This window comes from Gemmiger formicilis (assembly GCF_018784445.1).
Lineage (GTDB): Bacteria > Bacillota > Clostridia > Oscillospirales > Ruminococcaceae > Gemmiger.
Map to the genome: position 1 here is coordinate 1 of NZ_WQOH01000067.1, position 26,779 is coordinate 26,779.

Genomic DNA, 26,779 nt, shown 5'->3' on the forward strand with positions numbered 1-26,779 from the left:
ATTCACAGACAGCAAGCCCTTTCGGCTGCTTGAACAATTTTTACTTCAAAATATTGTCTAACTTTTGGGGGTCACTTCATAAAGAACGCTGCGGGGTATTTTTATTGTTTGCTTAGTGTGGGGCTTTACACGTTCAGTTCCACATGCTGGCCCAAGTCCTCTTTATTGGCGTCCAGCACAGGCTGGATGACGTCGCGCAGGAACTCGGTGACCTGTTCGCTGCTGCGGCCGGTGAAGGCCTCGGGGGACAGCTCAGCCTCAATTTCCTCGCGGGTCAGGCCGAAGGCGGGGTCAGCCTCGACGCGGGCAATCATGTCGTTGGACTTGCCCTCCTGCTTGACGACGGCGGCAGCAGCCACGGCGTGCTCGCGCAGGCGCTCGTGCAGCTCCTGACGATCGCCGCCCTTCTTGACAGCCTTCATCATGATGTTCTCGCTGGCCATGAAGGGTAGCTCGGCCATGACACGGGCGCGGACAACCTTCGGGTAGACGACGAGACCGTCAGAGACATTCAGCAAAATGTTCAGAATTGCGTCAGCAGCCAGGAAACCCTCCGCCATCGCAATGCGCTTGTTGGCAGAGTCGTCCAGCGTGCGCTCAAACCACTGGGTACCAGCGGTCATGGCGGGGTTCAGCACATCCACCATCAGGTAGCGGCTTAAGGCGCAGATGCGCTCACAGCGCATGGGGTTGCGCTTGTAGGGCATGGCCGAGGAACCGATCTGATTCTTCTCGAACGGCTCCTCCATTTCCTTGAAGTTTGCCAGCAGGCGGATGTCGGTCGCCATCTTCATGGCAGACTGGCCCAGACCCGCCACGGCGGACAGGACGTTGTAGTCCACCTTGCGGCTGTACGTCTGGCCGCAGACCGGCACGACCTTGGTAAAGCCCATCTGGGCGCAGACGTCGGCCTCGACGGCCTTGATCTTGGCGGAGTCGCCGTTGAACAGCTCCATAAAGCTGGCCTGGGTGCCGGTGGTGCCCTTGACGCCGCGCAGCGCCAGCTGGGAAATCTGGTAGTCGATGGCTTCCAGATCCATGTACAGCTCGTTCATCCAGAGCGTGGCACGTTTGCCGACGGTGGTCAGCTGCGCGGGCTGGCAGTGGGTGTAGGCCAGGCAGGGCATAGCCTTGTACTCGTCGGCGAACTTGGCTAGGTTTGCCAGCACGCCGATGATCTTCTTGCGCACCAGCTGCAAAGCCTCGCGCATGACGATAACATCGGTGTTGTCGCCGACATAGCAGCTGGTCGCGCCCAGATGGATGATGCCCTTTGCTTTGGGGCACTGCAGGCCATAGGCGTAGACATGGCTCATAACGTCGTGGCGCACCAGCTTCTCGCGGGCGATGGCATCCTCGTAGTTGATGTCGTCCTTGTGGGCTTCCAGCTCGGCAAGCTGCTCATCGGTGATTGCCAGGCCTTGCTTCTGTTCAGCCTTGGCAAGCGCGATCCACAGCTTGCGCCAGGTGCGGAACTTGTTGTCGTCGGAGAAGATATACTGCATCTCGTCCGAAGCATAGCGGGTGGAGAAAGGGGAAATATAACGGTCATGTTGTGCCATGGGAAAAGTCCTCTACTTTCTTACAGCTTAAAGTAATTCACACCGCCCTCAAAGATTGGCTGGTATTTGTCGCCGGTGACGTTCTTGTACAGCTGCTCGCCGCTGCGCTCACTGTGGCCCATCTTGCCAAAGACACGGCCGTCTGGGCTGGTGATGCCCTCAATGGCCAGCACAGAACCGTTGGGATTGTAGCGCATATCCATCGTCGGGCGGCAGGTCAGGTCCACATACTGCGTTGCAATCTGGCCGTTGTCGATCAGCTGGTTCAGCAGCGTCTCGTTGCAGACAAAGCGGCCCTCGCCGTGGCTGATGGCGATCAGATGCTCGTCGTTGATATCGCAGCGGCTCAGCCAAGGGCTCTTGTTGCTGGCAACGCGGGTGCGGACCAGCATGGACTGGTGGCGGTGAATTGTGTTGAAGGTCAGCGTCGGGTCGTCCGCCGTGATGGGGCGGATCTCGCCGTAGGGCACCAGGCCCAGCTTGATGAGCGCCTGGAAACCGTTGCAGATGCCCAAGGCCAGGCCGTCACGCTGGTTCAGTAGACGGTTGACGGCGTCGGCCACCGCCGGGTTGCGGAAGAAGGAAGCAATGAACTTTGCGGAGCCGTCCGGCTCGTCGCCGCCGGAGAAACCGCCCGGCAGCATCAAAATCTGCGCCTGGTCAAGCTCCTTCACCAGCGCCTCGCAGCTCTCGGCCACGTCAGCGGGGGAGAGGTTCTTCAAAACCAGAATGTGCGGATCACCGCCGGCACGGCGGAAGGCGCGGGCCGTGTCGTATTCGCAGTTCGTGCCGGGGAACACCGGGATGATGACCCGCGGCGTCGCCAGGCGCACAGCGGGGGCCACACGCTTGTTGGCAGGGCAGTCATGCTCCAGTGCAGGTACAAATTCACCGGCCTTGCGGTAGGGGAACACAGGCTCGAGCTTCTGCTCCCACAGCTCCTGCAGGCGGGCCAGGTCGATGTGCTTGCCCTCGGCTTCCAGCGTGTAGTCTACGGTGGTAAAGCCCAGGAACTCACCGGCGGAGGCATCCAGCAGTTCCAGGATGACCGCGCCGTAGGCAGGCTTGAACAGGCCGTTCAGGTCGATATCGTTGGATAGCTGCAGGCCGACATGGTTGCCGACGCACATTTTGAACAGCGCCTCGGCCACGCCGCCGTAACCCGGCGTCGCAGCGGCCAGCACCTTGCCCTCGTCGATCATCTGTTCGACGGTCTTGTAAATGGCAATCAGACTGCCGATCTCGGGCAGACCGTTCTTGTAGTTGGGGCGCAAGATGACGATCGAGCTGTTGGCTTTCTTGAACTCGGGGCTCTGCACGTCGCGGGTGTTGCCGATGGCCGTTGCAAAGCTGACCAGCGTCGGGGGCACGTCCAGCCCCTCAAAGCTGCCGGACATGGAGTCCTTACCGCCGATGGACGCAATCCCCAGGCCCATCTGGGCATCCAGTGCGCCCAGCAGGGCGGCCAGCGGCTTGCCCCAGCGCTCGGGCTTGTCGTTCATGTGCTCAAAATATTCCTGGAAGGTCAGGTACATATCCTCATGGTGGAAGCCCGCGCAGACCAGCTTGGTCACGCTCTCCACCACGGCCAGGTAGGCACCGCGGTAGGGGTCAGCCTCAGTCAGGTAGGGGTTGAAGCCCCACGCCATGCCGGAGCAGGTCGTTGTCTCGCCGTCCACAGGCAGCTTGGCGGCCATGGCCATGGTCGGGGTCAGCTGGTACTTGCCGCCGTAAGGCATCAGCACGGTGGCTGCGCCGATGGTGGAGTCGAAGCGCTCGCCCAGGCCCTTCTGGCTGCAAACGTTCAGGTTACTGACCATAGACTCCATTTTTTCTTCAAAGCTCACACCGGCAAACTGGGGCTGCCAGACATGGCCGGGCAGGATGTGGGCGTTGGCGTGGCGCTCGGCACCGTTGGAGTTCAGGAACTCACGGGACAGGTCAACAATGGTCTTGCCGTTCCATACCTCACGCATCCGTTTTTCCTCGGTGACGGTGGCAACGATGGTCGCCTCGAGGTTTTCCTCGGCGGCGTACTTCATAAAGGTCTCGGCATCCTCCGCAGCCACGGCCACGGCCATGCGTTCCTGACTCTCGGAGATTGCCAGCTCGGTGCCGTCCAGGCCCTCATACTTGCGGGTGACTTTGTTCAGGTCAATATGCAGACCGTCAGCCAGTTCGCCGATGGCGACAGACACACCGCCCGCGCCGAAGTCGTTGCAGCGCTTAATGAGGCGGCAGGCATCCTCGCGGCGGAACAGGCGCTGCAGTTTGCGCTCAATGGGCGCGTTGCCCTTCTGCACCTCGGCACCGCAGGTTTCCAGGCTCGTCAGTTTGTGCGCCTTGGAAGAACCCGTTGCGCCGCCGACGCCGTCACGGCCCGTACGGCCGCCCAGCAGGATGACCACATCACCGGGGGCGGGTTCCTCACGGCGTACATGGCTGGCGGGCGTTGCGCCCACGACCGCGCCAATCTCCATGCGCTTGGCGGCGTAGCCGGGGTGGTACAGCTCGGCTACCTGACCGGTGGCAAGGCCAATCTGGTTGCCGTAGCTGGAATAGCCGGCGGCAGCGGTGGTGACCAACTTACGCTGGGGCAGCTTGCCGGGCATCGTCTCGGAAACAGGCTTCAGCGGGTCAGCTGCACCGGTCACACGCATGGCCTGGTAAACATAACTGCGGCCGGACAGCGGGTCGCGGATGGCACCGCCGATGCAGGTTGCCGCACCGCCGAAAGGTTCAATTTCGGTGGGGTGGTTGTGGGTCTCGTTCTTGAACAGGAACAGCCAATCCTGCTGCTCGCCGTCCACATCGCACTTGATTTTAACCGTGCAGGCGTTGATTTCCTCGCTCTCGTCGAGATTCTTCAGAATGCCGCGCTGCTTCAGGGCCTTGGCACCAATCGTCGCGCAGTCCATCAGGGTGCGGTTCTTCTTGTCGCGGCCGGTCTCGGCACGCAGAGCCATGTAACGGTCGAACGCAGCCTGTACCAACTCGTCGTCGATCTTCACATCGTCGAGAATCGTGCCGAACGTCGTGTGGCGGCAGTGGTCGGACCAGTAGGTGTCGATGAGGCGAATCTCGGTGATGGTTGGGTCGCGGTGCTCGGACTTAAAGTAGTTCTGGCAGAACACGATATCCGCGTGGTCCATGGCAAGGCCCTTCTCATTGCGGAAGGCTTCCAGTGCATCGTCATCCAGGGCGGTAAAGCCGGTCAGCGTCTCGACCTCGGTGGGGATGGCAAACTCCATCTTCAAGGTGCTGCGCTCGTCAAGGCTGGCCTCGCGGGCCTCCACCGGGTTGATGACGTACTTTTTAATAGCGGCCAGATCATCGGCAGTCAGCTCGCCGTCCAGCAGATAGACGCGGGCAGAACGCACAGCGGGGCGCTCGCCCTGGCTCAACAGCTGGATGCACTCGCTGGCGGAGTCGGCGCGCTGGTCAAACTGACCGGGCAGGTACTCAACGGCAAACACGGTCTTGGCGTCGGGCAGTGCGTCGTAGGTCACATCCACCGGCGGCTCACTGAACACAGTGGGGATGGCCTGCTGGAACAGCACATTGTCGATGCCCTCGACGTCGTAGCGGTTCAAAAGGCGCAGGCCGGTCAGGTTCCGGATACCGACCAAATCGACCAGCTCATGCAGCAGCCCTTGGGCTTCACCGTCGAAGCCGGGCTTTTTCTCAACATAAATGCGATATACCATTGTATTTCCTCCGTTACTCCATCGCCGCCAGCGCTCTTGCGCCAATATCACTGCGCTTGTGCAGCTTGTCAAAATGGATGTTTTCGGTTGCGGCATAGGCCTTTTTCAGCGCGTCAGGCAGGGTGTTGGCCGTGGCGGTCACGCCCAGCACGCGGCCGCCGTTGGTGACGAGCTTGCCGTCTTTGATGGCCGTACCTGCATGATACACCGTCACGTCCGCAGCGTCAAGCTGGCCCGCAGCCAGGCCGGAAATTTCCTTGCCCTTCTCATAAGAAAGGGGATACCCGCCGCTGGCCAGAATCACACAGGCCGCCGCGCCGTCGCGGAACTTGACCTCGGTCGTATCCAGCGTGCCGTTGGTCGTCGATTCCATCACGGTCAGCAGGTCGCTTTCCAGCAGGGGCAGCACGACCTGGGTCTCGGGGTCGCCGAAGCGGCAGTTGTACTCGATGACCTTGGGGCCGTCGGGCGTCAGCATCAGGCCAAAGTAGAGGCACCCCTTGAAAGGGCAGCCCTCGGCCTGCATGGCGGCGACCGTCGGCAGGAAAATCTCCTTCATGCAGCGCTCGGCGATTTCCGGCGTGTAGTAGGGGTTCGGGGCCACCGTGCCCATGCCGCCGGTGTTCAGGCCCTCATCGTGATCCAACGCACGCTTGTGGTCCATGCTGGACACCATCGGCTTCACGGTCTTGCCGTCACAGAAGGACAGTACGCTGACCTCGGGGCCGGTCAAGAACTCTTCCACAACCACATGGTTGCCGGACGCGCCGAACTTTTTGTCCAGCATGATCTCCTTGACACCGTCGGCGGCCTCCTGCTCATTCTGGCAGATCAGAACGCCCTTGCCCAGCGCCAGGCCGTCCGCTTTGATAACGACCGGGTACTTGCCCTCGGCCTTGATGTAGTCCATGACCTTTTCAGGATCGTCGAACGTCTCATATTTCGCTGTAGGAATGCCGTATTTCTTCATCAGGTCTTTGCTGAACACCTTGCTGGCCTCAATGCGGGCCGCAGCCTTGTCGGGGCCGAAAGCCGGGATGCCGACAGCGGCCAGTGCATCGACCATGCCCAGGGCCAGCGGGTCATCCTGGGCGACGACTACATAATCGAAGGCTTCTTCTTTCGCAAACTTGACCATCGCGTCCACATCGGTGGCAGGGATGGCCTTGCAGGTGGCATCGTAGCTGATGCCGCCGTTGCCGGGTGCGCACCAGATCTCAGTGCAGCGGGGGCTTTTTTTCAGCGCACGGATGATGGCGTGCTCACGCCCGCCGCCGCCAACGACCAGAATTTTCATGAGGAACCTCCTGTAAAACACCAATTGCCCGCGACGCAAAATACGCCGCAGGCGCGTTGAATATTGCTTAGTGATGGAACAAGCGGATGCCGCAGAATGCCATCGCAATGCCGTACTTGTTGCAGGTGTCGATGACCTGCTGGTCGCGGATGGAGCCGCCCGGCTGCACAATGGCGGTCACGCCGCTGCGGCGGGCGCGCTCAATGTTGTCGCCGAAGGGGAAGAACGCGTCGCTGCCCAGGGAAACGCCGGTCACGGCGTCCAGCCAGGTGCGCTTTTCCTCGGCAGTCAGCGGGGCGGGCTGCTCGGTGAAGGTCTCGGCCCAGACATCATCGCCGATGACATCCTCCGGCGTGTCGCCGATGTACACGTCAATGGCATTGTCGCGGTTGGGCTTTGCCACATCGTCGCGGAAAGGCAGGGCCAATACTTTCGGCATATGGCGCAGCTGCCAGTTGTCGGCCTTCTGGCCTGCCAGGCGGGTGCAATGCACGCGGCTCTGCTGGCCCGCGCCGACGCCGATGGTCTGGCCGTCCTGCACGTAGCAAACACTGTTGGACTGGGTGTATTTCAGCACGATCAGGCTGATGACCAGATCGCGGCGCTGCTCGTCACTGATGAACTGGTTCTCGGTCACGATATTCTGCAGCATCGTCTCGTTGGAGATATCCAGATCCTGGCGGCCCTGTTCAAAGGTCACGCCGAACACGGTGCGGGTCTCCAGCGGATGCGGCTCGTAGTCAGCGTCAATCTGGACGATGGCGTAGTTGCCCTTCTTCTTGCCCTTCAGCACTTCCAGCGCGTCAGCGTCGTAGCCGGGGGCAATGATGCCGTCGGAGACTTCATGCTGAATCAGCTTTGCAGTGCTCAGATCGCAGACGTCAGACAGCGCGATCCAGTCACCAAAGCTGGACATACGGTCCGCGCCGCGGGCGCGGGCGTAGGCACAGGCCAGCGGGGAAAGCTCGGTCTCGGGGGCAATGTGGTACATGGCACGCAGCGTGTCATCCAGCGGCAGGCCGATGGCCGCACCGGCGGGGGAAACATGCTTGAAGCTGGCGGCAGCGGGCTGACCCAGCGCCTTCTTCAAATCGCGCACGAGCTGCCAGGAGTTGAAGGCATCCAGGAAGTTGATGTACCCCGGGCGGCCATTCAAAATCTGTACCGGCAAGTCGGAACCGTCCGCCATGTAGATGCGGGCGGGCTTCTGGTTGGGGTTCGTGCCGTATTTCAGCTGAAATTCGTTCATATTAACCCTCCACAGCGGTGTATTTGTTCAGAATGAGATCCTCGTAGGTGCCGGTCTCCAGCTCAATGCTGCGCACAAACAGGCTGACCTTGTTGTCCTCGTTCAAGGATCCCCACAGCTTCTCAGCGAACTTGTCGGCGTCGTTCGTGTCGATGGCGACGCGCAGCGGCTCGCCCGCAAAGCTCGGGATGGGGGCACCGTTCTTGACGTAGGTGCTGATGAAATGGCCCTCACCGGCGACGGGCTGCGGGTAGTCATAGGTCTGGCGCTGTACGCTGTCAGCGTTGCCCTCGTTGGATTTGACGATGGACAGCTTGTAGCCGCCGCGGCGCATATCTACGACACCGGAGATGCGCGGGGTGAAGTTCGGCGCATCGTCTTCGTAGGTGCGGGTGGCAAGGGCCGCCTCGAAGCTGTACCCGGGGAAGAGGTTGCCGTTCATGAACTGGGCAATCGTGTCGGTCTGGTCGCCGTTGGTCACAACGGTGGTCTCCCGCAGGGTCAGCACGGCGTTGTAAATAATCAGGTGCGGATCTTCCAGCTTGGCAGGGTCAGCGGCCACCGTGCGGATGCCGCCCTCGATGGGCTCAAACACGCGGTTGCGGCTGTTGGCGCTGCGGCCCATGATCCAGTAGGCGACGAACACCTTGCTGCCGTCGGGACTCTGCCCCAGCACAATGCCGCGGCCCGGGTACTCATTCCCGGCAAGATATTTGTAAAGGTTCTTTTTCATAATTTATACCTCGTCGCTGCACACCATGGCCAGTGCCTTGGGCAATAACTGCCACTCGGCCTCCACCATGACGCGCTTCTGCAAAGTCTCGGGGGTGTCGCCGGGCTGAACGGCCACGGCCTTTTGCAGCAGGATCGGACCGCCGTCACATTCCTCATTGACCAGATGCACAGTCGCGCCGGTCAGCTTGACGCCCCGGGCCAGCGCTGCCTCATGCACTTTCAGCCCATAGAAACCGGGACCGCAGAAGCTGGGAATCAGGCTCGGATGAACATTGATGATCTTATTGCGGTAGGCCGCAATGACACGCTCACCCAGCACGCTCAAGAAGCCTGCCAGCACGACCACATCGATGTCATGGGCCTGTAAAACGCCCAGCAGGGCGGCGTCAAAATCGGCGCTGCTGGCGTAGTCCCTGCGGCTGACGACGGCGGATTCCACGCCAAAATTCGCGGCGCGCTCCAATGCATAGACGCCGGGCTTGCTGGCGACGACCAGAACGATTTTACCGTTGGGGTTCTCGCCGCGCTGCTCGCTTTCCAGCAGGGCCTGTAAATTTGTGCCGCCGCCAGAGACCAGAACTGCTACACGCTTCATACCAGCACGACCCCATCACCCTCGACGATGGTGCCCAGACGGTAGGCGTCCTCGCCATGAGCTTTTAAAATCTCGAGGGCCTTGTCGGCGTCCTCGGGCGCGACGGTCAGCACCATGCCAACGCCCATGTTGAAGGTGTTGAACATATCGTGCTCGGAGATGCCGCCCTCACGCTGCATCACGTCGAACAGGGCAGGGGTGCGTACATCGGCCTTGGCAATGCGGGCGGCGCAGCCCTTCTTCAGGCTGCGGGGAATGTTTTCGTAGAAGCCGCCACCGGTGATGTGGGAAACTCCCTTGACCGTGATTTCGTCCATAACGGCCAGAACGGGCTTGACATAGATGCGGGTGGGGGCCAGCAGGGCCTCGCCAAGGGGCTTATCCATGCCGTCAAAGGTCTTTTTCAGCACATCGGGGTTGTTGTCAATGTCGAAAATCTTGCGAACCAGCGAGAAACCGTTAGAATGCACACCGGTGGAGGGCAGCGCAATAATGACGTCGCCCGGCTGCATCGTGGAGTTGTCCAAAATCTTGGCCTTGTCCACCACGCCGACAGTGAAGCCTGCCAGGTCATACTCATCCTCGGGCATCATGCCGGGGTGCTCGGCAGTCTCGCCGCCCACCAGGGAGCAGCCCGCCTGCACGCAGCCCTCGGCCACGCCCTTGACGATCTCGGCAATCTTCTCGGGGATATTCTTGCCGCAGGCAATGTAGTCAAGGAAAACCAGTGGCTTCGCGCCTGCACAGATCACGTCATTGACGCACATGGCAACGCAGTCGATGCCGATGGTGTCGTGCTTGTCCAGCAGCATGGCGATACGCAGCTTGGTGCCGACGCCGTCGGTGCCGGAAATCAGAACAGGATGCTCCATGCCGGTGCAGTCCAGCTCAAACAGGCCGCCGAAGCCGCCCAAACCGCCGATACAGTTCTCGGTCATCGTGCGGGCCACGTACTGTTTCATCAGCTCCACAGAGCGGTAACCGGCGGTGATATCTACACCGGCCGCAGCATAGCTGGCAGAATAGCTTTTTTCCATCTTGAAATCCTCACAATTTCTTATTCGGGTTCGACACGCTCAATGGCTTGTCGTAGACGATATCCATGGTCTCGGTGGGCGGGTTGACCGGGTATTTGCCGCTAAAGCAGCCGGTGCAGAAGCCGCACTTGCTGTGGATGGCCAGCTGCTGGACATGCTCGATGCTCAGGTATCCCAGCGTATCGGAACCGACCATCTTGTTGATTTCCTCCACGGTATGGCCGGTGGCAATCAAATCTTTCTCGTCGGGAATGTCGGTGCCGAAGTAGCAGGGGTGGACAAACGGCGGGGCGCTGATGCGGTAGTGTACCTCGGCGGCCCCGGCTTCGCGCAGCAGGCGGATGGTGCGGGCGCTGGTGGTGCCGCGCACGATGGAGTCATCGACGAGGACGACCCGCTTGCCTTTGACCGTGGACGAAATGGCATTCAGCTTGATGCGCACGCTGCTCTCGCGCTGGGCCTGGCTGCCCTGAATGAAGGTACGGCCGACGTATTTGTTTTTGATGAAGCCAACGCCGTAGGGGATGCCGCTCTCCTGGGCGTAACCCAGCGCGGCGTCCAGGCCGGAGTCCGGTGCACCGATGACAACATCAGCCTCGACCGGGTGCTCCTGTGCCAAGAAACGGCCAGCCTGCAGGCGGGCCTCGTGGACGCAGGTGCCCTCGATGATGGAATCAGGGCGGGCAAAGTAGATGTACTCAAACACGCACATCGTGTGGGGCGCGGTGCCGCAATGATCCACGATGGAACGCAGGCCGTTGTGGTCGGCAATGACGATCTCGCCGGGCTGAACATCGCGGACGAACTTCGCGCCCACAGCGTCCAGTGCGCAGCTCTCGCTGGCAAAGGCCCAGCCGTTGCCGTCGGGCAGTTCACCGATGCAGAGCGGGCGGAAACCGTTGGGGTCACGCGCCGCAATCAGCTTGGTGTGGGTCATGATGACGAGGGAGTATGCGCCCTCAATGTCGTCCATCGTGCGGCTGACAGCCATCTCAATGTTGGGGGTCAGCAGCCGGTTCTGGGTCAGCAGATAGGCAATGACCTCGGTGTCCGATGTGCCGTGAAAGATGGAACCGCTCATTTCCAGCTTGCGGCGCAGCTTGGGCGCATTGACCAGGTTGCCGTTGTGGCAGACCGCCATAGCACCCTTGCAGTGATGCAGGACCATCGGCTGCGCGTTGGAACGGCTGCGCTGACCGGCCGTGGCATAGCGCACATGGCCGGTAGCCATCTTGGCACCACGGGGGAGTTCTTCCAGCACGCGCTTGGTGAAAACCTCGCTGACAAGGCCCAGATCGCGGTGGCCGGACAAAACGCCGTCTACGTTCAGGGCAATGCCGCAGCTCTCCTGGCCGCGGTGCTGCAAGGCGTACAGCGCACTGTACACGGCGCTGACCATATCAGTCTCGCCGGTTTTGTCATACATACCGAACACGCCGCACTCCTCGTGCAGGGCTTCAGTGTATTGGGAAAATTCGCTCATGTTTTGCTCCGTTTGTATGTTGTAGGGGGCGGCGTCCCCGACGCCCCGCGGCAGATACCGCCCTACGCGTCACCCGAATTGTCGGAAAATCAGCCCAGCAGCCGCTTCATGACTTCCTGGTAGGCATCGGCCTCGCCGCCCATGTTGCGGCGGAACAGATCCTTATCCAGGTGTGCGCCGGTGGTGGCATCCCAGAAACGGCAGGTGTCAGGGCTGATTTCGTCAGCCAGGATAATGGTGCCGTCGGACAGGCGGCCAAACTCGAGCTTGAAGTCGACCAGACGGATGTTGGCGTCCAGCATGATCTTCTTCAGCACTTCGTTGACCTTGAAAGCGTACTTGGCGATGGTGTCCAGCTCTTCCTGGGTAGCCAGGTCGAGGGCCAGGGCGTAGTAGTGGTTGATGAACGGGTCATGCAGGTCGTCGTTCTTGTAGCTGTACTCGAGGATGGGGGTCTTGAACACCTTGCCCTCGGGTACGCCCATGCGCAGGCTGAAATGACCGGCGGCGACATTGCGGATGATGACTTCCAGCGGAACGATGTCTACCTTCTTGACGAAAGTATCACGGTCGTTGACTTCCTTAACGTAATGGGTGGGGATGCCCTCTTTCTCCAGCTTCTGCATCAGAGCGTTGGACAGTTTATTATTGACGATGCCCTTGTCGCGGATGGTACCCTTCTTCTCGCCGTCGCCTGCGGTGGCGTCGTCCTTGTAGTGGACCATGACGATTTCGGGGTCATTGGTAGCGAAAACCTGCTTGGCCTTGCCTTCGTACAGTTGCTCTTTAACTTCGTAATTCATGAGAAACGCTCCTTTTACTTTATTATAATATGGTTGTGGTTGGTATGCAAGTGTTACAGCGCCGCAGCCTCGGCGGCAATGGCGGCGTCCTTCTTGGCAATCGCGGCGGCGGTGTCGGCGCGGAATTTATCGAGCTTTTCCGCCAGCTCGTCGTCGGCAACAGCCAGGATCGCCACGGCCAGGTAGGCGGCGTTCTTGGCACCGTTCAGCGCCACGGTGGCGACCGGGAACCCGCTGGGCATCTGCACAGTGGCAAGCAATGCGTCCAGGCCGTCCATCGCGCCGCCCTTCATCGGGATGCCGACGACCGGCAGGGTGGTGTTGGCGGCAAAGGCACCGGCCAGGTGTGCGGCCATACCGGCAGCGCACAAAATCACGCCGTACCCATTGGCGCGGGCAGACTTGGCAAACGCGGCGGCAGCCTCCGGCGTGCGGTGGGCGGAAAGAATGTGTGCCTCATAGGGCACGCCGAAATCCTTCAGCACCGTGCAGGCGGATTTGACCACCGGCCAATCACTGTCGGAACCCATGATGATCGCTACTTTTTTCATGCGTTTAGAAACCTCCCTTACGAAGCAAAACAGCGCAGTGCCCCATTAGGATACACTGCGCTGCGGTTTTGATGTGAAAAGAGTATGACGGTACAGAACACCCACGTGAAAACCAAGACGCTGCATTGCGTTTGCCACGGAAGATCCCCCTTTAATATAAAAGTAAGATGATGCCCTGTGAAACCAGTGTAAACTCTGGGAAAAGAAATTGCAAGCGTCCGGCGGACATTTCAGCCAAAAAACCACGCCACCCGGTTTTGACCGGTGCTTTTTGTCGCTTTTGATGGAGTTTTGAAGGTGATTGTCATACTTTAAAACGGCCTGTATAATTATGCTGGTATATCGGGGCAAAATATGCTATGATAATAAAAATACCCAAAAAAGGAGAAAGTTATGAGTGAACCCAGACGACGCCTGACACGCCGCGCCCTGCACGGCAAGGAGGAACGGTTCAAGCGCGTTTTCCGCGATCAGATCGCCGAGGCCGCTGGTATTTTGGAGGTTGTGCTCTCCGGCATTGTGCTGGTGGCCCTGCTGCTCAGCATCGTCCCGCTGGTGGAGCTGATGCCGGGCCTTTTGACCGACGCGGAAAGCATAGAGGTACATACGTTCTTGGAACGTGCGCTGGACATCGTTATCGGCATCGAATTCATCAAGATGCTGGCAAAGCACAGCCCCGGCAGCGTGCTGGAAGTGCTACTTTACGCCATCGCCCGCCATATGATCGTCGGCCACGAGGACGCCGTGCAGAACCTCGTCAGCGTCGGTGCCATCGCGCTGATCTTCATCATCCGCAAATATTTCTTTGTGCCGTCCTTCGGCCAGAAGCTGCCCGGCGGCGAGACCGCACCGGATATGAAAAAGGCACCAGAGGAATGCCCGGAAGCCGATGCCTGACACCGCCACGCTGCGGGCATAGAATACCCGGTCTGGAAAGAACAGGGAAAAGGTGCGGCAAATGTCCACGAGCGGACTGGAAGCCCGCCCCTACGGTATAATGAACAAAGCGGGCATCCGTTTGGATACCCGCTTTGCTTGATTGATGTAATAAGTTAGGGCAATACCGCATAATTCTAAGTGCCGATACGGCGAGCGAGGTGCGGCAGCTGCTAAGCCAAAAGCGCAGATAATACTTTGTGTATTATCGAGCATTTTGGCAACGCAGATGCCGTGCCGCAGCCGCCGGAGCGGTGCTTAAGCCGTAAGGCGGGAATTATGCGGTGTTGCCTTAGAACAACCCCGTGATCTTTCCATGTACATCCACGTCAATGTCCATGGCGGCGGGGTGTTTGGGCAGGCCGGGCATCGTCATGATGCTGCCGCAGACCACGACCACAAAACCCGCACCGGCAGAAAGCCGTACCTCGCGCACATTCAGCGTGAAGCCCTCGGGGGCACCGGTCAGCTTGGCATTGTCGCTGAAAGAATACTGCGTCTTGGCAATGCAAACCGGCAAATCACCATAGCCCAGCGCGGTCAGCTCGTCCAGCGTTTTCTTTGCGGCGGGGGTGTAGCTCACACCGCCCGCGCGGTAAATCTTTTTGGCAACCGCCGCAATCTTATCGGCCAGCGGTACATTCAGCTCATAGGTGTAGTTGACCTTAGCCTTGTCGTCCAGGATGGAAAGCACTGTCTCGGCCAGGGCCTTGCCACCCTCACCGCCCTTGGCAAAGACCTCACTCAGGGCGCAGGGCACACCGGCCTTGGCGCAGACGTCGTAAATGACGTCCATTTCCTCCGCCGTGTCGGTGGGGAAGGCATTGATGGCAACGCAGACCGGCAGGCCGAAGTTCTGCAAATTTTCAATGTGACGTGCCAGGTTGGCAGAACCCGCCCGCACAGCCTCGGCGTTGGGCTTGCTCAAATCGGGCTTCGCCACGCCGCCGTGGGATTTCAGCGCACGCACGGTTGCCACCAGCACAACGGCGGCAGGGTGCAGCCCGGCAGCGCGGCACTTGATATCCAGGAACTTCTCCGCGCCCAGATCTGCGCCAAAGCCCGCCTCGGTCACAACGTAGTCAGCCAGCTTCAGGCTCAGCTTGGTGGCAATGGCACTGTTGCAGCCGTGGGCAATGTTGGCGAACGGCCCGCCATGAATGATGGCGGGGTTGTGCTCCAGCGTCTGGACAAGGTTCGGATCAATGGCGTCTTTCAGAAGGGCGGTCATCGCGCCCGCTGCGCCGATCTGCCCGGCTGTGACAGGCTGGCCGTCGTAGGTGTAGGCGCAGACAATGCGGGACAGGCGTGCCTTCAAATCTTCCAGGTCGGTGGCCAGGCAGAACACCGCCATGACCTCGCTGGCGACGGTGATATCAAAGCCGTCCTCACGGGGCGTTCCGTTGACTTTGCCGCCCAGGCCATCCACGATATACCGCAGCTGGCGGTCGTTCATATCCATGCAGCGCTTCCAGGTGATGCGGCGGGGGTCGATGTTCAGCGGGTTGCCCTGCTGGATGGAGTTGTCAATCATGGCCGCCAGCAGGTTGTTGGCAGTGCCGATGGCGTGGATGTCGCCGGTAAAGTGCAGGTTGATATCCTCCATGGGCACGACCTGGGCATAGCCGCCGCCGGCCGCGCCGCCCTTGATGCCGAACACAGGGCCGAGGGACGGCTCACGCAGGCAGAGCATCGTCTTTTTGCCCAGGGCGTTCATGGCGTCCGCCAGGCCGACGCTGGTGGTGGTCTTGCCCTCACCGGCGGGGGTGGGGCTGATGGCGGTCATCAAAATCAGCTTGCCCTCGGGCTTGTCGCGCTTGGCCAGCTTATGGTTGATCTTGGCCTTGTAGTGGCCGTAGGGGATGACGTCCTCACTCTGCAGACCCAGTTGGGCTGCAATTTCGGTGATGGGCTTCATTTCGGCGGCCTGTGCAATTTCGATGTCGCTCAGCATAACGATTCCTCCGTTTTTGTAAAAATAAAAGGGCCGCACACACCATACACCAGTGTATGCAGCCCAGACGGTCGGCTTAACGCAGGTTTTGCGCCGCATCCCCTGGGGTCATCCCCACAAAATCCGTCGGTCAGCGGCCCTGCTATGGGTTAAATGTACCACAGACAAAAACAGTTGTCAAGAGTCTACGGCAAAAAAGCATCCCCTTTGGAGGAGCCAAAGAATCAAAACGTCCCTTTTCCGCAACCCCATTTTTTGAAATACCGCCCCATGCTCACCAGTTGCATCTTGAACTTGCCCGCGTCGCGCATCGGGGCGCGGTGCCAGGCATGGATGGCAGAAAACTGCGGTGTCAGCCAGACAGTGCCCTTTTGCAGCACTTTCTGGGTCAGATCGGCGTCCTCGACATACATGAAATACGCGGGGTCAAACCCGCCGATTTCTTTGAATACATTGGTGCGCACGGCCATAAAGCTGCCGGTGCAGAACGCAATGCGGCGGGGCACGGTCAAATCCTCGTCCTGCATCGTGTAGTGGTCGTCCGCTTTTTTGAAGATGCCATCAAACTTCGGAGCCAGCTGCCGTGCCAGCAGCAGCCAGGGTGTGGGCTTACGGCGGGGCAGGTGCTGCAAACGGCCATCCGGGTAGTGCAGCTGCGGCGTTGCCATGGCGGCCCCTTCCTGTGCCAGCAGCCAGGCGGCCATTGGCTCTAAAATATTCTCGGTCAGCACAATGTCAGGATTCAGGATAAAATGCACCTCGCTGGTCAGGCGATCCAGCACAGCGTTGTGCCCTCGGCCAAAGCCGACATTTTCCGACAGCGTCAGCACGGTTACGCGGGTGTCGCCAAAATCAGTTTCCGCCAGCTGCTTGCCGCAGCCGTCGGGGCTGGCGTTATCCACCACGTACAGGGTGAGATCCGGGGTGGGGGTGTAGTGTAAAATGCTGCGCACCGCCGCGCAGACCTCGTCATAATCACAGTACGCCACAATGCAGGCGCTGATTTTGGGCATAAGGTGCTCCTTACCGTTAAACCTTGTAAGGGCGGATGCAAGCATCGACCCCTACGGAGTAGACTATTACTTTTCCAATGCTTCCAGGCGGTTCAAATCATACGGCGTATCCTGGTAGACATAGTAGTTCAGCCAGTTCGTGTACAGAAGATATCCGTGCGCGCGCCAGCGGAACAGCGGGTCGCGGCTGGGGTCGTCGTCGGGGTAGTAGTTGCAGGGAATGTTGATGGGTTTGCCTGCCGCAACATCCCGCTTGTACTCCTTGTCCAGCGTGTATTTGTCGTATTCGGGGTGGCCGATGACAAAAATCTGACGCCCGGACTCGGTGGAAAGCAGCATCGGCCCGGCTACGTCACTTTCTGCCAAAATGCGTAAATCGCCGCAGGCATCGATGGCGGCGCGGTCCAGCCCGGCCCAGCGGCTGTGCGGGGCGTAAAAAACCTCGTCAAAACCGCGCACCAGCGGATTGGAGGGCCGGGTGACGCGGTGCTCGAACACGCCGAACATTTTTTTATCCAGATGCACCTTGGGAATGCCGAAGTGGTAGTACAAACCTGCCAGTGCACCCCAGCACAGATGAATGGTAGAGTAAACGTTTTCTTTGGTGTAATCCATGATGCGGCAGAGCTCTTCCCAGTAGTCCACATCCTCGTAATCCAAATCTTCAATGGGCGCGCCGGTGATGATCATACCGTCGAAACGCTCATTTTTGATTTCATCGAACGTCTTGTAAAACGCCTTCATATGCTCGGGTGCCGTATGGGTCGTGCTGTGGGTAGCCGTCTGCAAAAACGTGACCTGCACCTGCAAGGGGCTGTTGGCCAAAAGCCGCGCCAGCTGCGTTTCGGTGACGATTTTTGTCGGCATCAGGTTTAAAATCAGGATGCGCAGCGGCCGAATGTGCTGGCTCATGGCGCGTTCCTGATGCATAATAAAGACGTTCTCTTTCTGCAATTCATCATAGGCAGGAAGATTTTTAGGAATGATAAGCGGCATAGGGGAGAACTCCTTGCTATAGAATAATTCTATTATAAAGGCTTCCGCCGCAAAAAGCAAGAAAAAACGCCCTCGGCATCTGCCGGGGGCGCGGGGGCGATCAAAAACGCTTATTCGTACTTGACGTTATCGATGAGGTTCTGCATCACGTCGCTCTGCAGGACGTTCATCTTGATGTAATTCTCGCCATATGCGGAAACATACTGGCTCGGGTCGGTCGTGCCGTAGTAGCGGCCAAAGTCGGCGTTCATCGTGTCGGTGTCGCACTTGAAGCCCATCTTCTCGGCCACAGCCTGCATCAGCAGTGCCTGTTGGGTGATGGATTTGATGCTGTCGGTGGCATCGTCCAGGTAAGCGTCCACACTGTCATAGGTAGTACCCATCATACCGGAGGACAGCAGCGTGGCCATGTCGGTGCCGTAGTTCTGGGCGTAGGTGTAAATGCGGTACAGCAGCACATCGCGGTAGTAGTCCAGTGCGGTCTGAGGCAGCTCGTCGGCGTAGCTGACTTTGTCGTGCAGGGCGGTGTAAACATCGCTGGCCTGGTTGTCGTAGAGCATCGTGCTCTTGACGAAGGCTTTCAGCTCGTCCACATTGTTCAGGCTCATGGTGGCGGCCAGGTTCTCGGCAACCCACTCGTCGCTCAACTCGGGGGTGACGGTGTCCTTGATGTAGTTCAGGGTCGTCTCAAAGACGGCCTCCTTGCCGTTCAGGTCCTCGTTGCCGTAATCCTCGGGGAAGGTGACGGTGACGTCGAAGGTCTCGCCGGGATTGTGGCCGACGATCTGCTCCTCAAAGTTGTCGACGTAGGTGCCGCTGCCCAAGGTCAGGTCAGCGCCGTTGCCCTTGGTGTCGCCCCCGTCAAAGGCAACGCCGTCGATGCGGCCTACATAGTCAATGTTGACGGTGTCACCGTCCGCTGCCGCGCGGTCCGTGACCTGCTCGGTGGTGGAGAATTTGGACAGCACGTTGGAGGTGATGTAGTTGTCGATATCCTCTTCGCTGACCTGCCCCAGGTCGGCATCGATCGTGATATCGGCGTAGTCGTCAGGCAGGGTGACGTAATCGGTGGCGGTCACACCCTTGAGATAGCCGTTCTCGTCGAAAGCGTCGGAAAAGCTGAAATCTGCCAGGTAGGCGTACTCGGCATCTGCGGCAGTCTCGTCGGTGGCGGCGTCCGCAGCCTCAGAGGAGGCTGCCTCGGTGGACTCGGCGGTCTCCGCAGTAGATTCGGCAGTCTCGGCGGTATTGCCGCAGGCAGCCAAGGCAGTGGTCATGCCGACAGCCAAACCAAGGGCTGCCAGGCGATGGAAATTCTTCAGTTTCATGGGATTCTCCTGTTTCTTTGTAAAATTGCATACTGTACTATTATACACGCTTTTTAGAAAAAGTAAAATGGGAATTGTGTGAAAATTACAGTAGCGCAGGTCCCGCTGGGCAAATGCGGCGGGAATGTGGTATAATAGAAACACTATTTTTACAAAAGGAGACAACCCCATGGAAAAATCTAAGATAGACCGCATCAACGCTCTTGCCAGAAAGGCAAAATCCATCGGCCTGACCGAGCGCGAGACCGCCGAGCGCGATGCCCTGCGCAAAGAGTACCTGACCGATATGCGTGCCTCGTTCAGGCAGCAGCTGGATAACACCTATGTCCAGACCGCCGACGGTGCAAAGATACCTTACGCGGAGTATGCGAAACTGAGCAAAAAGGCTTCCCCTGCGGGGGAAGTTGGCCGCGAAGCGGACTGATGAGAGGCAGCCCTGCCTTGCCTGCGCATAACGTGTTCCTACGCCAAACGCGTCCCTCATCCGGCTCTTCGAGCTACCTTCCCCCAAGGGGGAAGACAGAACATACGGAATCTGCAAAAATTCTTGTACAAAACATCTATAGAATTCCCTTGACAGCTATGCTATAATGATTGATGGCAGCGGATCCCGGAGATTCCGGAAAAGGCTGAAATGCCTATTTACTTACAAAAGAGGTAGAAACGTATGCTTACTTCCATTACCGGCATTAACTGGGGCGACGAGGGCAAGGGCCGCATGGTCGACCTGCTCAGCCAGAATTATGACATTGTTGCGCGCTATCAGGGCGGCGACAATGCAGGCCACACCGTCAAGAACGAGCGCGGCAAATTCGTCCTGAACCTGATCCCCTCCGGAATCCTGCGCCCGGACGTCGTCTGCGTCATGGGCGGCGGCATGGTCATTGACCCCGAGCACCTGGAAAAGGAAATCGCTTCGCTGACCGAAAAGGGTGTGGAAATCACCCCCAAGAACCTGAAAATTTCTGACCGCGCCACCATCACCATGCCCTTCCATGTGGCACAGGACGGCCTGGAGGAGGAGCGCCTGTCCAAGACCGGTGCCCAGTTTGGCTCCACCAAGCGCGGCATTGCCTACTCCTACGGCGACAAGTACATGAAAAAGACCCTGCGTATGGGCGACCTCGTACATATGGACGCCAGCGTCAAGAAGCGTCTGGAGACGATCGTTGAGTCCAAGAACCTGACGATGGTGAGCATCTACGGCCAGAAGCCTGTCAGCGTGGAGGAAATGTGGGCCTGGTGCGAGAAGTACGGGAAGCTGTTTGCCCCCTACATCTGCGATGTGGGCGACTATCTGGACAAGGCTGACCGTGAGGGCAAGAAGATCATGTTCGAGGCCCAGCTCGGCGCACTGCGCGACATCGACTTCGGCATTTATCCCTATACCTCTTCTTCCAACACCGTTTCCGCCTATGCGCCCATCGGTGCGGGCATCCCGGGCCATAAGCTGAACCTCTCCATCGGCATCATGAAGGCCTATTCTTCCTGCGTCGGTGAGGGCCCCTTTACCACCGAGCTGGCTATGACCGAGGCTGAGAAGGATGTGCTGCGTGAGCACGGCCACGAGTACGGTGCAGCCACCGGCCGTCCCCGCCGTGTCGGCCCGTTCGACGCTGTGGCAAGCCGCTACGGTGTGCAATGCCAGGGCTGCGACGAACTGGCACTGACCCTGCTGGACGTCCTCGACTACATGGAGGAAGTGCCCATCGTCACCGCCTACAAGCTGACCGATGGCACCACCACGACCCGCTTCCCGATGGGCAAGACGCTGGACGATGCCCAGCCTGTTGTGGAGAAAGTCCCCGGCTGGCACTGCGATATCACCGGCGTGCGCAAGTTTGAGGATCTGCCCCAGGCCACCCAGAACTACGTCAAGCGCCTGGAAGAGCTGGTCGGCTGCAAGATCAAGTACATCTCCGTCGGCCCCGAGCGCGACGCCTGCATCGTGCGGGAGTGATTTCCGGCAAAGGCGGCCGCTGATGCGAGCGGACAAGGAATCCGCCCCTGCAATGTAGGAGTCGATGCCCGCGTCGACCCACCAGACTGCGGTTCAAAATAGAAACCAACCCAAAAAGGCAGACCCTTACCCGGTCTGCCTTTTTCTGAAAAAAGGGGGTATTCCCGCTGATAGACCTGCTGATAAAAATCTTCATCAAAAACCACGAAAACACCGCTGACCGCGCCGTCCGCACGGCTTACGGCAACTTGGCCTGCTTGGTCAGCGTGGTGTGCAACCTGCTGTTAGCAGGCGGAAAAATCGCCGTCGGCGTGCTGACCGGCAGCGTTGCCATCGCTGCAGACGGCATGAACAACCTCTCCGACGCCAGTTCCAATATCGTAAGCCTTGTGGGGTTCAAGCTCGGCGCACGCCCGGCAGACTCGGAACATCCCTATGGCCACGCCCGGTATGAATACCTGGCCGGGCTGGCTGTGTCGGTCATGATTCTCGTCATCGGTGTGGAGCTGCTGAAAGAGAGCTTCGCCAAAGTCCTGCACCCCACGGCGGTGGCCTTCAACTGGGTCATGGTCGCGGTGCTGGCGGCGTCCATCCTCGTCAAGCTCTGGATGAGTGCCCTCAACAAGCACATAGGCACAGCCATTGAGTCGGAGACGCTGCTTGCCACTGCCGCTGACGCCCGCAATGACGTCATCACCACGGCAGCGGTGCTGGCAGCCACGATTTTGACGAAGCTCACCGGCTTTGACCGCATCGACGGCCTGATGGGCCTGGGCGTAGCGGCGTTCATCCTGTACAGCGGTGCCATGCTTGTGAAAGACACTATTGACCCGCTGTTGGGCGCAGCCCCCGACCCGGAATTGGTGGAGCACATCGAGAAAAAGGCATTGAGCTACCCCGGCGTGCTGGGCGTGCATGACTTGATGATCCACGATTACGGCCCCGGCAGCCGCCTTGTCAGCTTCCACTTGGAAATGGACGCCAAGGACGACGTCATGCACAGCCACGATGTCATTGACCGTATCGAGCGTGACCTGCTCGTCGAGGATGGGGTGATCGCCACGGTACACTTTGACCCCATCGTCACCGGCGATGCCCACGTGGACGAGTTGAAAACCTTCTTACAGAACGAGGTCAAGGAGCTGGAACCGCTGGCAAACATCCACGATTTGCGCATCGTGCCTGGCCCGACGCATACCAACGTGATTTTTGACTGTGCCGTGCCGGCTGAGTACATGGCCGACAAGCAGCACCGCGGCGTCAAGCTCGTCAACGCCTTGCGCAATTCCGTACAGGCCAAATGGCCCGACCATTTTTGCGTCATAAAGTTGGAACCTGATTACGCTCCGGTGCATCATGAGGGAAAAACGTAACCACGTAGGGGCAGGGCATGCCCTGCCCTCGGCGTAAAAATAATAGCGATGTAAAGGCAAAGCAGAGGGCCGGACATAGCCGACCTCTATCGAGCGGCCTTGCGGAAAGTAAAACCATATAAAGGAGACATACAGCATGGATTACAACAAAGCAGCCCTGGAACTTCACAGCAAATTCCCCGGTAAAATCGCCGTGCAGAGCCTTTGCGAATGCAAGGATCGTGACGCACTCTCTACTGCCTACACCCCCGGCGTGGCCGAACCCTGCCGTAAAATCAAAGCAAATCCCGACGACGTCTACACCTACACGATGAAGGGCCGCACCGTTGCGGTCGTCACCAACGGTACGGCAGTGCTGGGCCTGGGCAACATCGGCCCCGAGGCCGGCCTGCCCGTCATGGAGGGAAAATGCGTCCTCTTCAAGGAGTTCGGCGGCGTCGATGCATTCCCCATCTGCCTGAATGCCAAAACCAAAGAGGAAGTTATCGCTGCCGTCAAGGCGATCGCCCCGACGTTCGGCGGCATCAACCTTGAGGATATCCGCAGCCCCGAGTGCTTTGAAATTGAGGCCGAACTCGAGCGCGAGCTCGATATCCCCGTGTTCCACGACGACCAGCACGGCACGGCCATCATCGTGCTGGCGGGCGTGCTGAACGCTTTGAAGGTTGTCGGCAAGCGCATTGAGGATGTCAAGATCGTCCAGAACGGCCCCGGTGCAGCGGGTACGGCCATCATTCATATGCTGCAGGTTGCGGGGGCCAAGCACATTATCGCTGTCGATGAGCACGGCATTCTGGTCCCGGGCCGCCCTGCAGGCCTCGAGGGCCACAAGGGCAAACTGGCCGAGGAGACGAACCCGGAAAAACTCTCCGGCGGTCTGGCTGAGGCTATCAAGGACGCTGATATCTTCATTGGCACGTCGATTGCGGGCGCACTGACGCCCGCGCTGGCTGCCACGATGGCGAAAGATGCCATTGTGTTCGCCATGGCCAACCCCACGCCAGAGATTATGCCTGACCTCGCCAAGCAGGCGGGCATCCGCGTTATCGGCACCGGCCGTTCGGATTTCCCGAATCAGGTCAACAATGTGCTGGCGTTCCCCGGTATCTTCAAGGGTGCGCTGTCCGTCCGTGCGCGGGATATCAACCCCGCCATGAAGATGGCTGCCGCCAAGGCCATCGCGGGCCTCATCCCCGACGATGAGCTGAACGAGGAAAATATTCTGCCCAAGGCGTTTGACCCCCGCGTGGCTGACGCTGTGGCCGCAGCCGTTGCCCAGGCTGCACGGGAAAGCGGCGTGGCGCGCGTATGAGCATCCGTGAAATTTCCGCCGCCGCCATCACCGACGCGGTCGAAGCTCTCTGCATCGAGGCCAACACCCAGCTGCCCGCCGACGTAAAGGCCGCACTGGATAAAGCCGAAGCCAACGAGCCGTGGCCGCTGGCAAAGGAAACGCTGGGTTTATTGCAGCAAAATTTGTGCGTTGCAGCGGACAAAGACTTGCCCATCTGCCAGGACACCGGCATGGCCTGCGTCTTTATTGAGCTGGGCCAGGACGCCCACATCAACGGCGATTTGACCGATGCCGTCAACGAGGGCGTGCGCCGCGGCTATGAAAAAGCATACCTGCGCAAATCCATCACCGCTGACCCCTTGCAGCGCGTCAACACCGGGGACAACACCCCCGCCTTCCTGACCGTGCATCTGGTGCCGGGCAGCGGCTGCAAAATCACCGTCGCCCCCAAGGGCGCGGGCAGCGAAAACATGAGCCGCCTTGCCATGCTCAAGCCCGCCGATGGGGTAGAGGGCGTCAAAAAGTTTGTTTTGGACACCGTCGAGCAGGCCGGGGCCAACCCCTGCCCACCCGTCGTGCTGGGCATCGGTATCGGCGGTAGCTTTGACCACTGTGCTGCGCTGGCGAAAAAGGCATTGCTGCGCCCGCTCGATACCCCCAACGCCGACCCCTACTACGCGGCGCTGGAAAAAGAGCTGCTGGACGCCATCAACGCTACCGGCTTCGGGCCGCAGGGCTTCGGCGGGGCCACTACCTGCCTGGGTGTCGCCATTGAGCAGAAGCCCACCCATGTGGCCTGTCTGCCGGTGGCAGTCAACATCAGCTGCCATGTGACCCGCCGCGCCAGCCGGGAGGTGTGAGCGATGGCGAAACCGAACATTGATATTTCACTGGATGGAGTGGGCGAGAGCGCCCGCTCGGCCAAAACCAAACGCGCCAGCATTGATATCCCCTTGGACGGCGAGGAACCCCGCCGCCCGGTGACAGATATCACGATGAAGGAACTGGAATTCGTCAACCGTCACCATGAGGAATACAAAGAATTGCGCCGCCGCGCGCGGGAACAGGGAGGCCGCTGATGCAATACATTTTACATACGCCGCTGACCAAAGCGGATCTTGCGCCGCTCAAGGCAGGGGACACTGTGCTGCTTTCGGGCGTGGTCTACACCGCCCGCGACGCCGCCCACGCCCGTATGATGGAACTGCTGGATAAGGGCGAGCCGCTGCCGTTCCCCGTTGAGGGCGCGGCGGTCTACTACGTCGGCCCCACGCCGGAGCGCCCGGGATGTGCCATCGGGGCCGCAGGGCCCACGACCTCCGGCCGCATGGATGCCTATACGCCGCGGCTGCTGGATCTGGGCCTTGCCTGCATGATCGGCAAGGGTAAGCGCAGCGAGGCCGTCAAGCAGTCGGTCGTCAAGAACAGCGCGGTCTACCTGGCCGCCATTGGCGGTGCCGGGGCGCTCATGGCCGGCAGCGTGCAGAGCTGCGAGGTCATCGCCTGGCCGGATCTGGGCTGTGAGGCTGTGCGCAAGCTGGTCGTCAAGGACTTCCCGCTGACCGTTCTGCTGGACACCCACGGCGGCGATCTGTACCAGAGCGGCCCCGCCGCCTACCTTGCCAGCCGGGAGCACCAGGCATGACCCGCTGCAGACGGCTCGTCATACGGCTGGTCCTCTGTGCGCTGGCGCTGGCCGTGAGCATCGGCATCGCGGCGGCGCTCATCATCACGAAAAATCAACAGAAGGCCGCCGAAGCAGCTGCGGCCAGCGAGGCCGCTGCCCGCGCAGCCGAAGAAGAAGCGGCCCGCGCTGCCAGTGAGGCTGCGGCCCAGGCCGCCCAAGAGGCCGAAAACGAACGCCTTGCCGCCGAAGCTGCCGCCGCCAAGCGTGCGGAACAGATAGCCGCTGCCCTGGATGCCCGCGACCGCATCCAGTACGGCGATAAGCTGGGCCGCATCTGGATCGAGGGAACCGACGTCGACTGCGACCTCTATTGGGGCGACAGCGAGACCCAGTTCAGCCGCGGTGCAGGCTGCCGATCCGAGAGTGACTGCGTGCTGCCCGGCGAGAACGGCACGGTTTTTATCGGCGGGCATACAGGCTCGTACTTCTCGGATCTCGGCTCCACCGAGCTGGGGGCCATCATCCACCTGGAGACCGACTGGGGCGACTTTACCTACAAAGTCACCGAGATGAAGGTCATCCAGGAGACGGATGTGGACAAGGTGCGCCTTGGTGCGACCGAACCCAGCGCTGTGCTGTACACCTGCTACCCCTTCGGCATCCTGACCCACACACCTCAGCGCTATGCTGTCTACGCCGACCCGGTGAACGCCGATGAATACGGTGTGATACCGGCGGAGACCACAACAGCAGAATAAAACACAAAAGCGAGAGCTTTTCCGCAGCAGGAAAGGCTTTCGCTTTTTATGTACGGTCGTCGAGACGTTTAAGAAAATCGTGGAGCAAATGTTCAACGACGGTGCCACGGCAAAGAGGGCACTCTGACATTACGACAACACGGCGAGTATATACACATATACGGGAACGCCAGCTTGATACAGCAGGCGCGGCACTGGAAAAATTTATAAGTGATAAAACGATATAATTTAAGCCCGGTTGTGGGTTGCAACCGGGCTGTTTTTTACGACGCTTTTACGACGCGAAAACAACGTATTTGAACATGTTAAAATGTTGAAGAACATAAAAAAGAGCGTATCTACGTTTATGATTCGTAGATACGCTCTTTTTGAAACGATGCGGCTAACAGGACTTGAACCTGCACGTCGTGGACACTGGACCCTAAAACCAGCGCGTCTGCCAATTCCGCCATAGCCGCATAACAAAAATAGTTTACCAAGTTTCGGTGCATTTGTCAATGCAAAATGTTGATTGACACCGC

23 protein-coding genes, 1 tRNA gene and 1 riboswitch are annotated in these 26,779 nt (G+C 59.5%); of the genes, 9 read left to right on the forward strand and 15 right to left on the reverse strand.

Annotated elements, in window-relative coordinates:
• Nucleotides 1–125: 125 nt before the first annotated feature.
• The 10 genes from purB to purE form a co-directional block, all read right to left on the reverse strand.
• Nucleotides 126–1,562, reverse strand: a complete 1,437-nt coding sequence (purB, locus tag GPK89_RS14360; RefSeq protein ID WP_215694184.1) for an adenylosuccinate lyase — start codon at nucleotides 1,560–1,562, stop codon at nucleotides 126–128.
• A 20-nt stretch (nucleotides 1,563–1,582) separates the two neighbouring features.
• A complete protein-coding gene (locus tag GPK89_RS14365; protein ID WP_215694186.1) occupies nucleotides 1,583–5,269 on the reverse strand; it encodes a phosphoribosylformylglycinamidine synthase in 3,687 nt (1,228 codons plus the stop codon).
• A gap of 13 nt (nucleotides 5,270–5,282) precedes the next feature.
• Complete coding sequence (purD, locus tag GPK89_RS14370) at nucleotides 5,283–6,566, reverse strand: phosphoribosylamine--glycine ligase (RefSeq protein ID WP_215694188.1); 1,284 nt, start codon at nucleotides 6,564–6,566, stop codon at nucleotides 5,283–5,285.
• 67 nt (nucleotides 6,567–6,633) lie between these two features.
• Nucleotides 6,634–7,815, reverse strand: coding sequence for a phosphoribosylaminoimidazolecarboxamide formyltransferase (locus GPK89_RS14375; protein WP_215694190.1), 1,182 nt, complete (start codon nucleotides 7,813–7,815; stop codon nucleotides 6,634–6,636).
• A 1-nt stretch (nucleotide 7,816) separates the two neighbouring features.
• Complete coding sequence (locus GPK89_RS14380) at nucleotides 7,817–8,548, reverse strand: IMP cyclohydrolase (protein ID WP_215694192.1); 732 nt, start codon at nucleotides 8,546–8,548, stop codon at nucleotides 7,817–7,819.
• A 3-nt stretch (nucleotides 8,549–8,551) separates the two neighbouring features.
• Nucleotides 8,552–9,145 (reverse strand): phosphoribosylglycinamide formyltransferase, encoded by a 594-nt coding sequence (gene purN / locus GPK89_RS14385; protein WP_215694194.1) that lies wholly within the window; start codon nucleotides 9,143–9,145, stop codon nucleotides 8,552–8,554.
• Nucleotides 9,142–10,182 (reverse strand): phosphoribosylformylglycinamidine cyclo-ligase, encoded by a 1,041-nt coding sequence (gene purM, locus GPK89_RS14390; protein ID WP_215694196.1) that lies wholly within the window; start codon nucleotides 10,180–10,182, stop codon nucleotides 9,142–9,144. Before purM ends, purN begins: the two co-directional genes overlap by 4 nt.
• A gap of 10 nt (nucleotides 10,183–10,192) precedes the next feature.
• Complete coding sequence (gene purF / locus GPK89_RS14395; RefSeq protein WP_215694198.1) at nucleotides 10,193–11,665, reverse strand: amidophosphoribosyltransferase; 1,473 nt, start codon at nucleotides 11,663–11,665, stop codon at nucleotides 10,193–10,195.
• Nucleotides 11,666–11,754: 89 nt separating this feature from the next.
• A complete protein-coding gene (gene purC, locus GPK89_RS14400) occupies nucleotides 11,755–12,468 on the reverse strand; it encodes a phosphoribosylaminoimidazolesuccinocarboxamide synthase (protein ID WP_215694199.1) in 714 nt (237 codons plus the stop codon).
• Between the two features lie 53 nt (nucleotides 12,469–12,521).
• Nucleotides 12,522–13,019 carry a 5-(carboxyamino)imidazole ribonucleotide mutase gene (gene purE / locus GPK89_RS14405; protein ID WP_215694201.1) on the reverse strand — a complete coding sequence of 166 codons (498 nt, stop codon included), beginning with the start codon at nucleotides 13,017–13,019 and terminating at the stop codon, nucleotides 12,522–12,524.
• A 393-nt stretch (nucleotides 13,020–13,412) separates the two neighbouring features.
• On the opposite strand from purE, the gene GPK89_RS14410 reads away from it, so the two are divergent.
• Entirely contained in the window at nucleotides 13,413–13,916 is a 504-nt protein-coding gene (locus GPK89_RS14410) for a transporter (RefSeq protein WP_215694203.1), read from the forward strand.
• Between the two features lie 331 nt (nucleotides 13,917–14,247).
• Here the strand turns inward: GPK89_RS14410 and GPK89_RS14415 are convergent, their stop codons facing one another.
• From GPK89_RS14415 to GPK89_RS14430, 4 genes are all read right to left on the reverse strand, one after another.
• Entirely contained in the window at nucleotides 14,248–15,915 is a 1,668-nt protein-coding gene (locus tag GPK89_RS14415) for a formate--tetrahydrofolate ligase (protein ID WP_215694267.1), read from the reverse strand.
• 48 nt (nucleotides 15,916–15,963) lie between these two features.
• A riboswitch (ZMP/ZTP riboswitch) is annotated at nucleotides 15,964–16,053 on the reverse strand.
• Between the two features lie 80 nt (nucleotides 16,054–16,133).
• Nucleotides 16,134–16,922: a glycosyltransferase family 2 protein gene (locus GPK89_RS14420; RefSeq protein ID WP_215694205.1), complete on the reverse strand. Its 789-nt coding sequence runs from the start codon at nucleotides 16,920–16,922 to the stop codon at nucleotides 16,134–16,136.
• Nucleotides 16,923–16,988: 66 nt separating this feature from the next.
• Nucleotides 16,989–17,918: a homoserine O-acetyltransferase MetA gene (metA, locus tag GPK89_RS14425; RefSeq protein WP_215694207.1), complete on the reverse strand. Its 930-nt coding sequence runs from the start codon at nucleotides 17,916–17,918 to the stop codon at nucleotides 16,989–16,991.
• Between the two features lie 110 nt (nucleotides 17,919–18,028).
• Nucleotides 18,029–19,246: a trigger factor gene (locus tag GPK89_RS14430; protein ID WP_215694209.1), complete on the reverse strand. Its 1,218-nt coding sequence runs from the start codon at nucleotides 19,244–19,246 to the stop codon at nucleotides 18,029–18,031.
• 169 nt (nucleotides 19,247–19,415) lie between these two features.
• Here GPK89_RS14430 and GPK89_RS14435 point away from each other — a divergent pair, with 169 nt between their 5' ends.
• From GPK89_RS14435 to GPK89_RS14470, 8 genes are all read left to right on the forward strand, one after another.
• Nucleotides 19,416–19,670: a DUF896 domain-containing protein gene (locus GPK89_RS14435; RefSeq protein WP_215694211.1), complete on the forward strand. Its 255-nt coding sequence runs from the start codon at nucleotides 19,416–19,418 to the stop codon at nucleotides 19,668–19,670.
• 243 nt (nucleotides 19,671–19,913) lie between these two features.
• Nucleotides 19,914–21,206, forward strand: coding sequence for an adenylosuccinate synthase (locus GPK89_RS14440; protein WP_215694213.1), 1,293 nt, complete (start codon nucleotides 19,914–19,916; stop codon nucleotides 21,204–21,206).
• A 248-nt stretch (nucleotides 21,207–21,454) separates the two neighbouring features.
• Complete coding sequence (locus tag GPK89_RS14445) at nucleotides 21,455–22,579, forward strand: cation diffusion facilitator family transporter (protein ID WP_337555812.1); 1,125 nt, start codon at nucleotides 21,455–21,457, stop codon at nucleotides 22,577–22,579.
• A 136-nt stretch (nucleotides 22,580–22,715) separates the two neighbouring features.
• Nucleotides 22,716–23,891 carry an NAD(P)-dependent malic enzyme gene (locus tag GPK89_RS14450; protein ID WP_215694215.1) on the forward strand — a complete coding sequence of 392 codons (1,176 nt, stop codon included), beginning with the start codon at nucleotides 22,716–22,718 and terminating at the stop codon, nucleotides 23,889–23,891.
• A gap of 2 nt (nucleotides 23,892–23,893) precedes the next feature.
• Entirely contained in the window at nucleotides 23,894–24,733 is an 840-nt protein-coding gene (locus GPK89_RS14455; RefSeq protein WP_215694272.1) for a fumarate hydratase, read from the forward strand.
• A 3-nt stretch (nucleotides 24,734–24,736) separates the two neighbouring features.
• The gene (locus GPK89_RS14460; protein ID WP_215694217.1) at nucleotides 24,737–24,952 is read left to right on the forward strand and encodes a hypothetical protein; all 216 of its coding nucleotides are present in this window, start codon (nucleotides 24,737–24,739) and stop codon (nucleotides 24,950–24,952) included.
• Nucleotides 24,952–25,518, forward strand: a complete 567-nt coding sequence (locus GPK89_RS14465; protein WP_215694219.1) for a Fe-S-containing hydro-lyase — start codon at nucleotides 24,952–24,954, stop codon at nucleotides 25,516–25,518. The genes GPK89_RS14460 and GPK89_RS14465 overlap by 1 nt, the downstream gene beginning before the upstream one ends.
• On the forward strand, nucleotides 25,515–26,258 hold the full coding sequence (locus tag GPK89_RS14470) for a class D sortase (protein ID WP_215694221.1): 744 nt from the start codon (nucleotides 25,515–25,517) through the stop codon (nucleotides 26,256–26,258). The genes GPK89_RS14465 and GPK89_RS14470 overlap by 4 nt, the downstream gene beginning before the upstream one ends.
• 377 nt (nucleotides 26,259–26,635) lie before the next feature.
• Here GPK89_RS14470 and GPK89_RS14475 read toward each other — a convergent pair.
• Nucleotides 26,636–26,716 (reverse strand) — tRNA-Leu (locus GPK89_RS14475).
• Nucleotides 26,717–26,779: the final 63 nt, after the last annotated feature.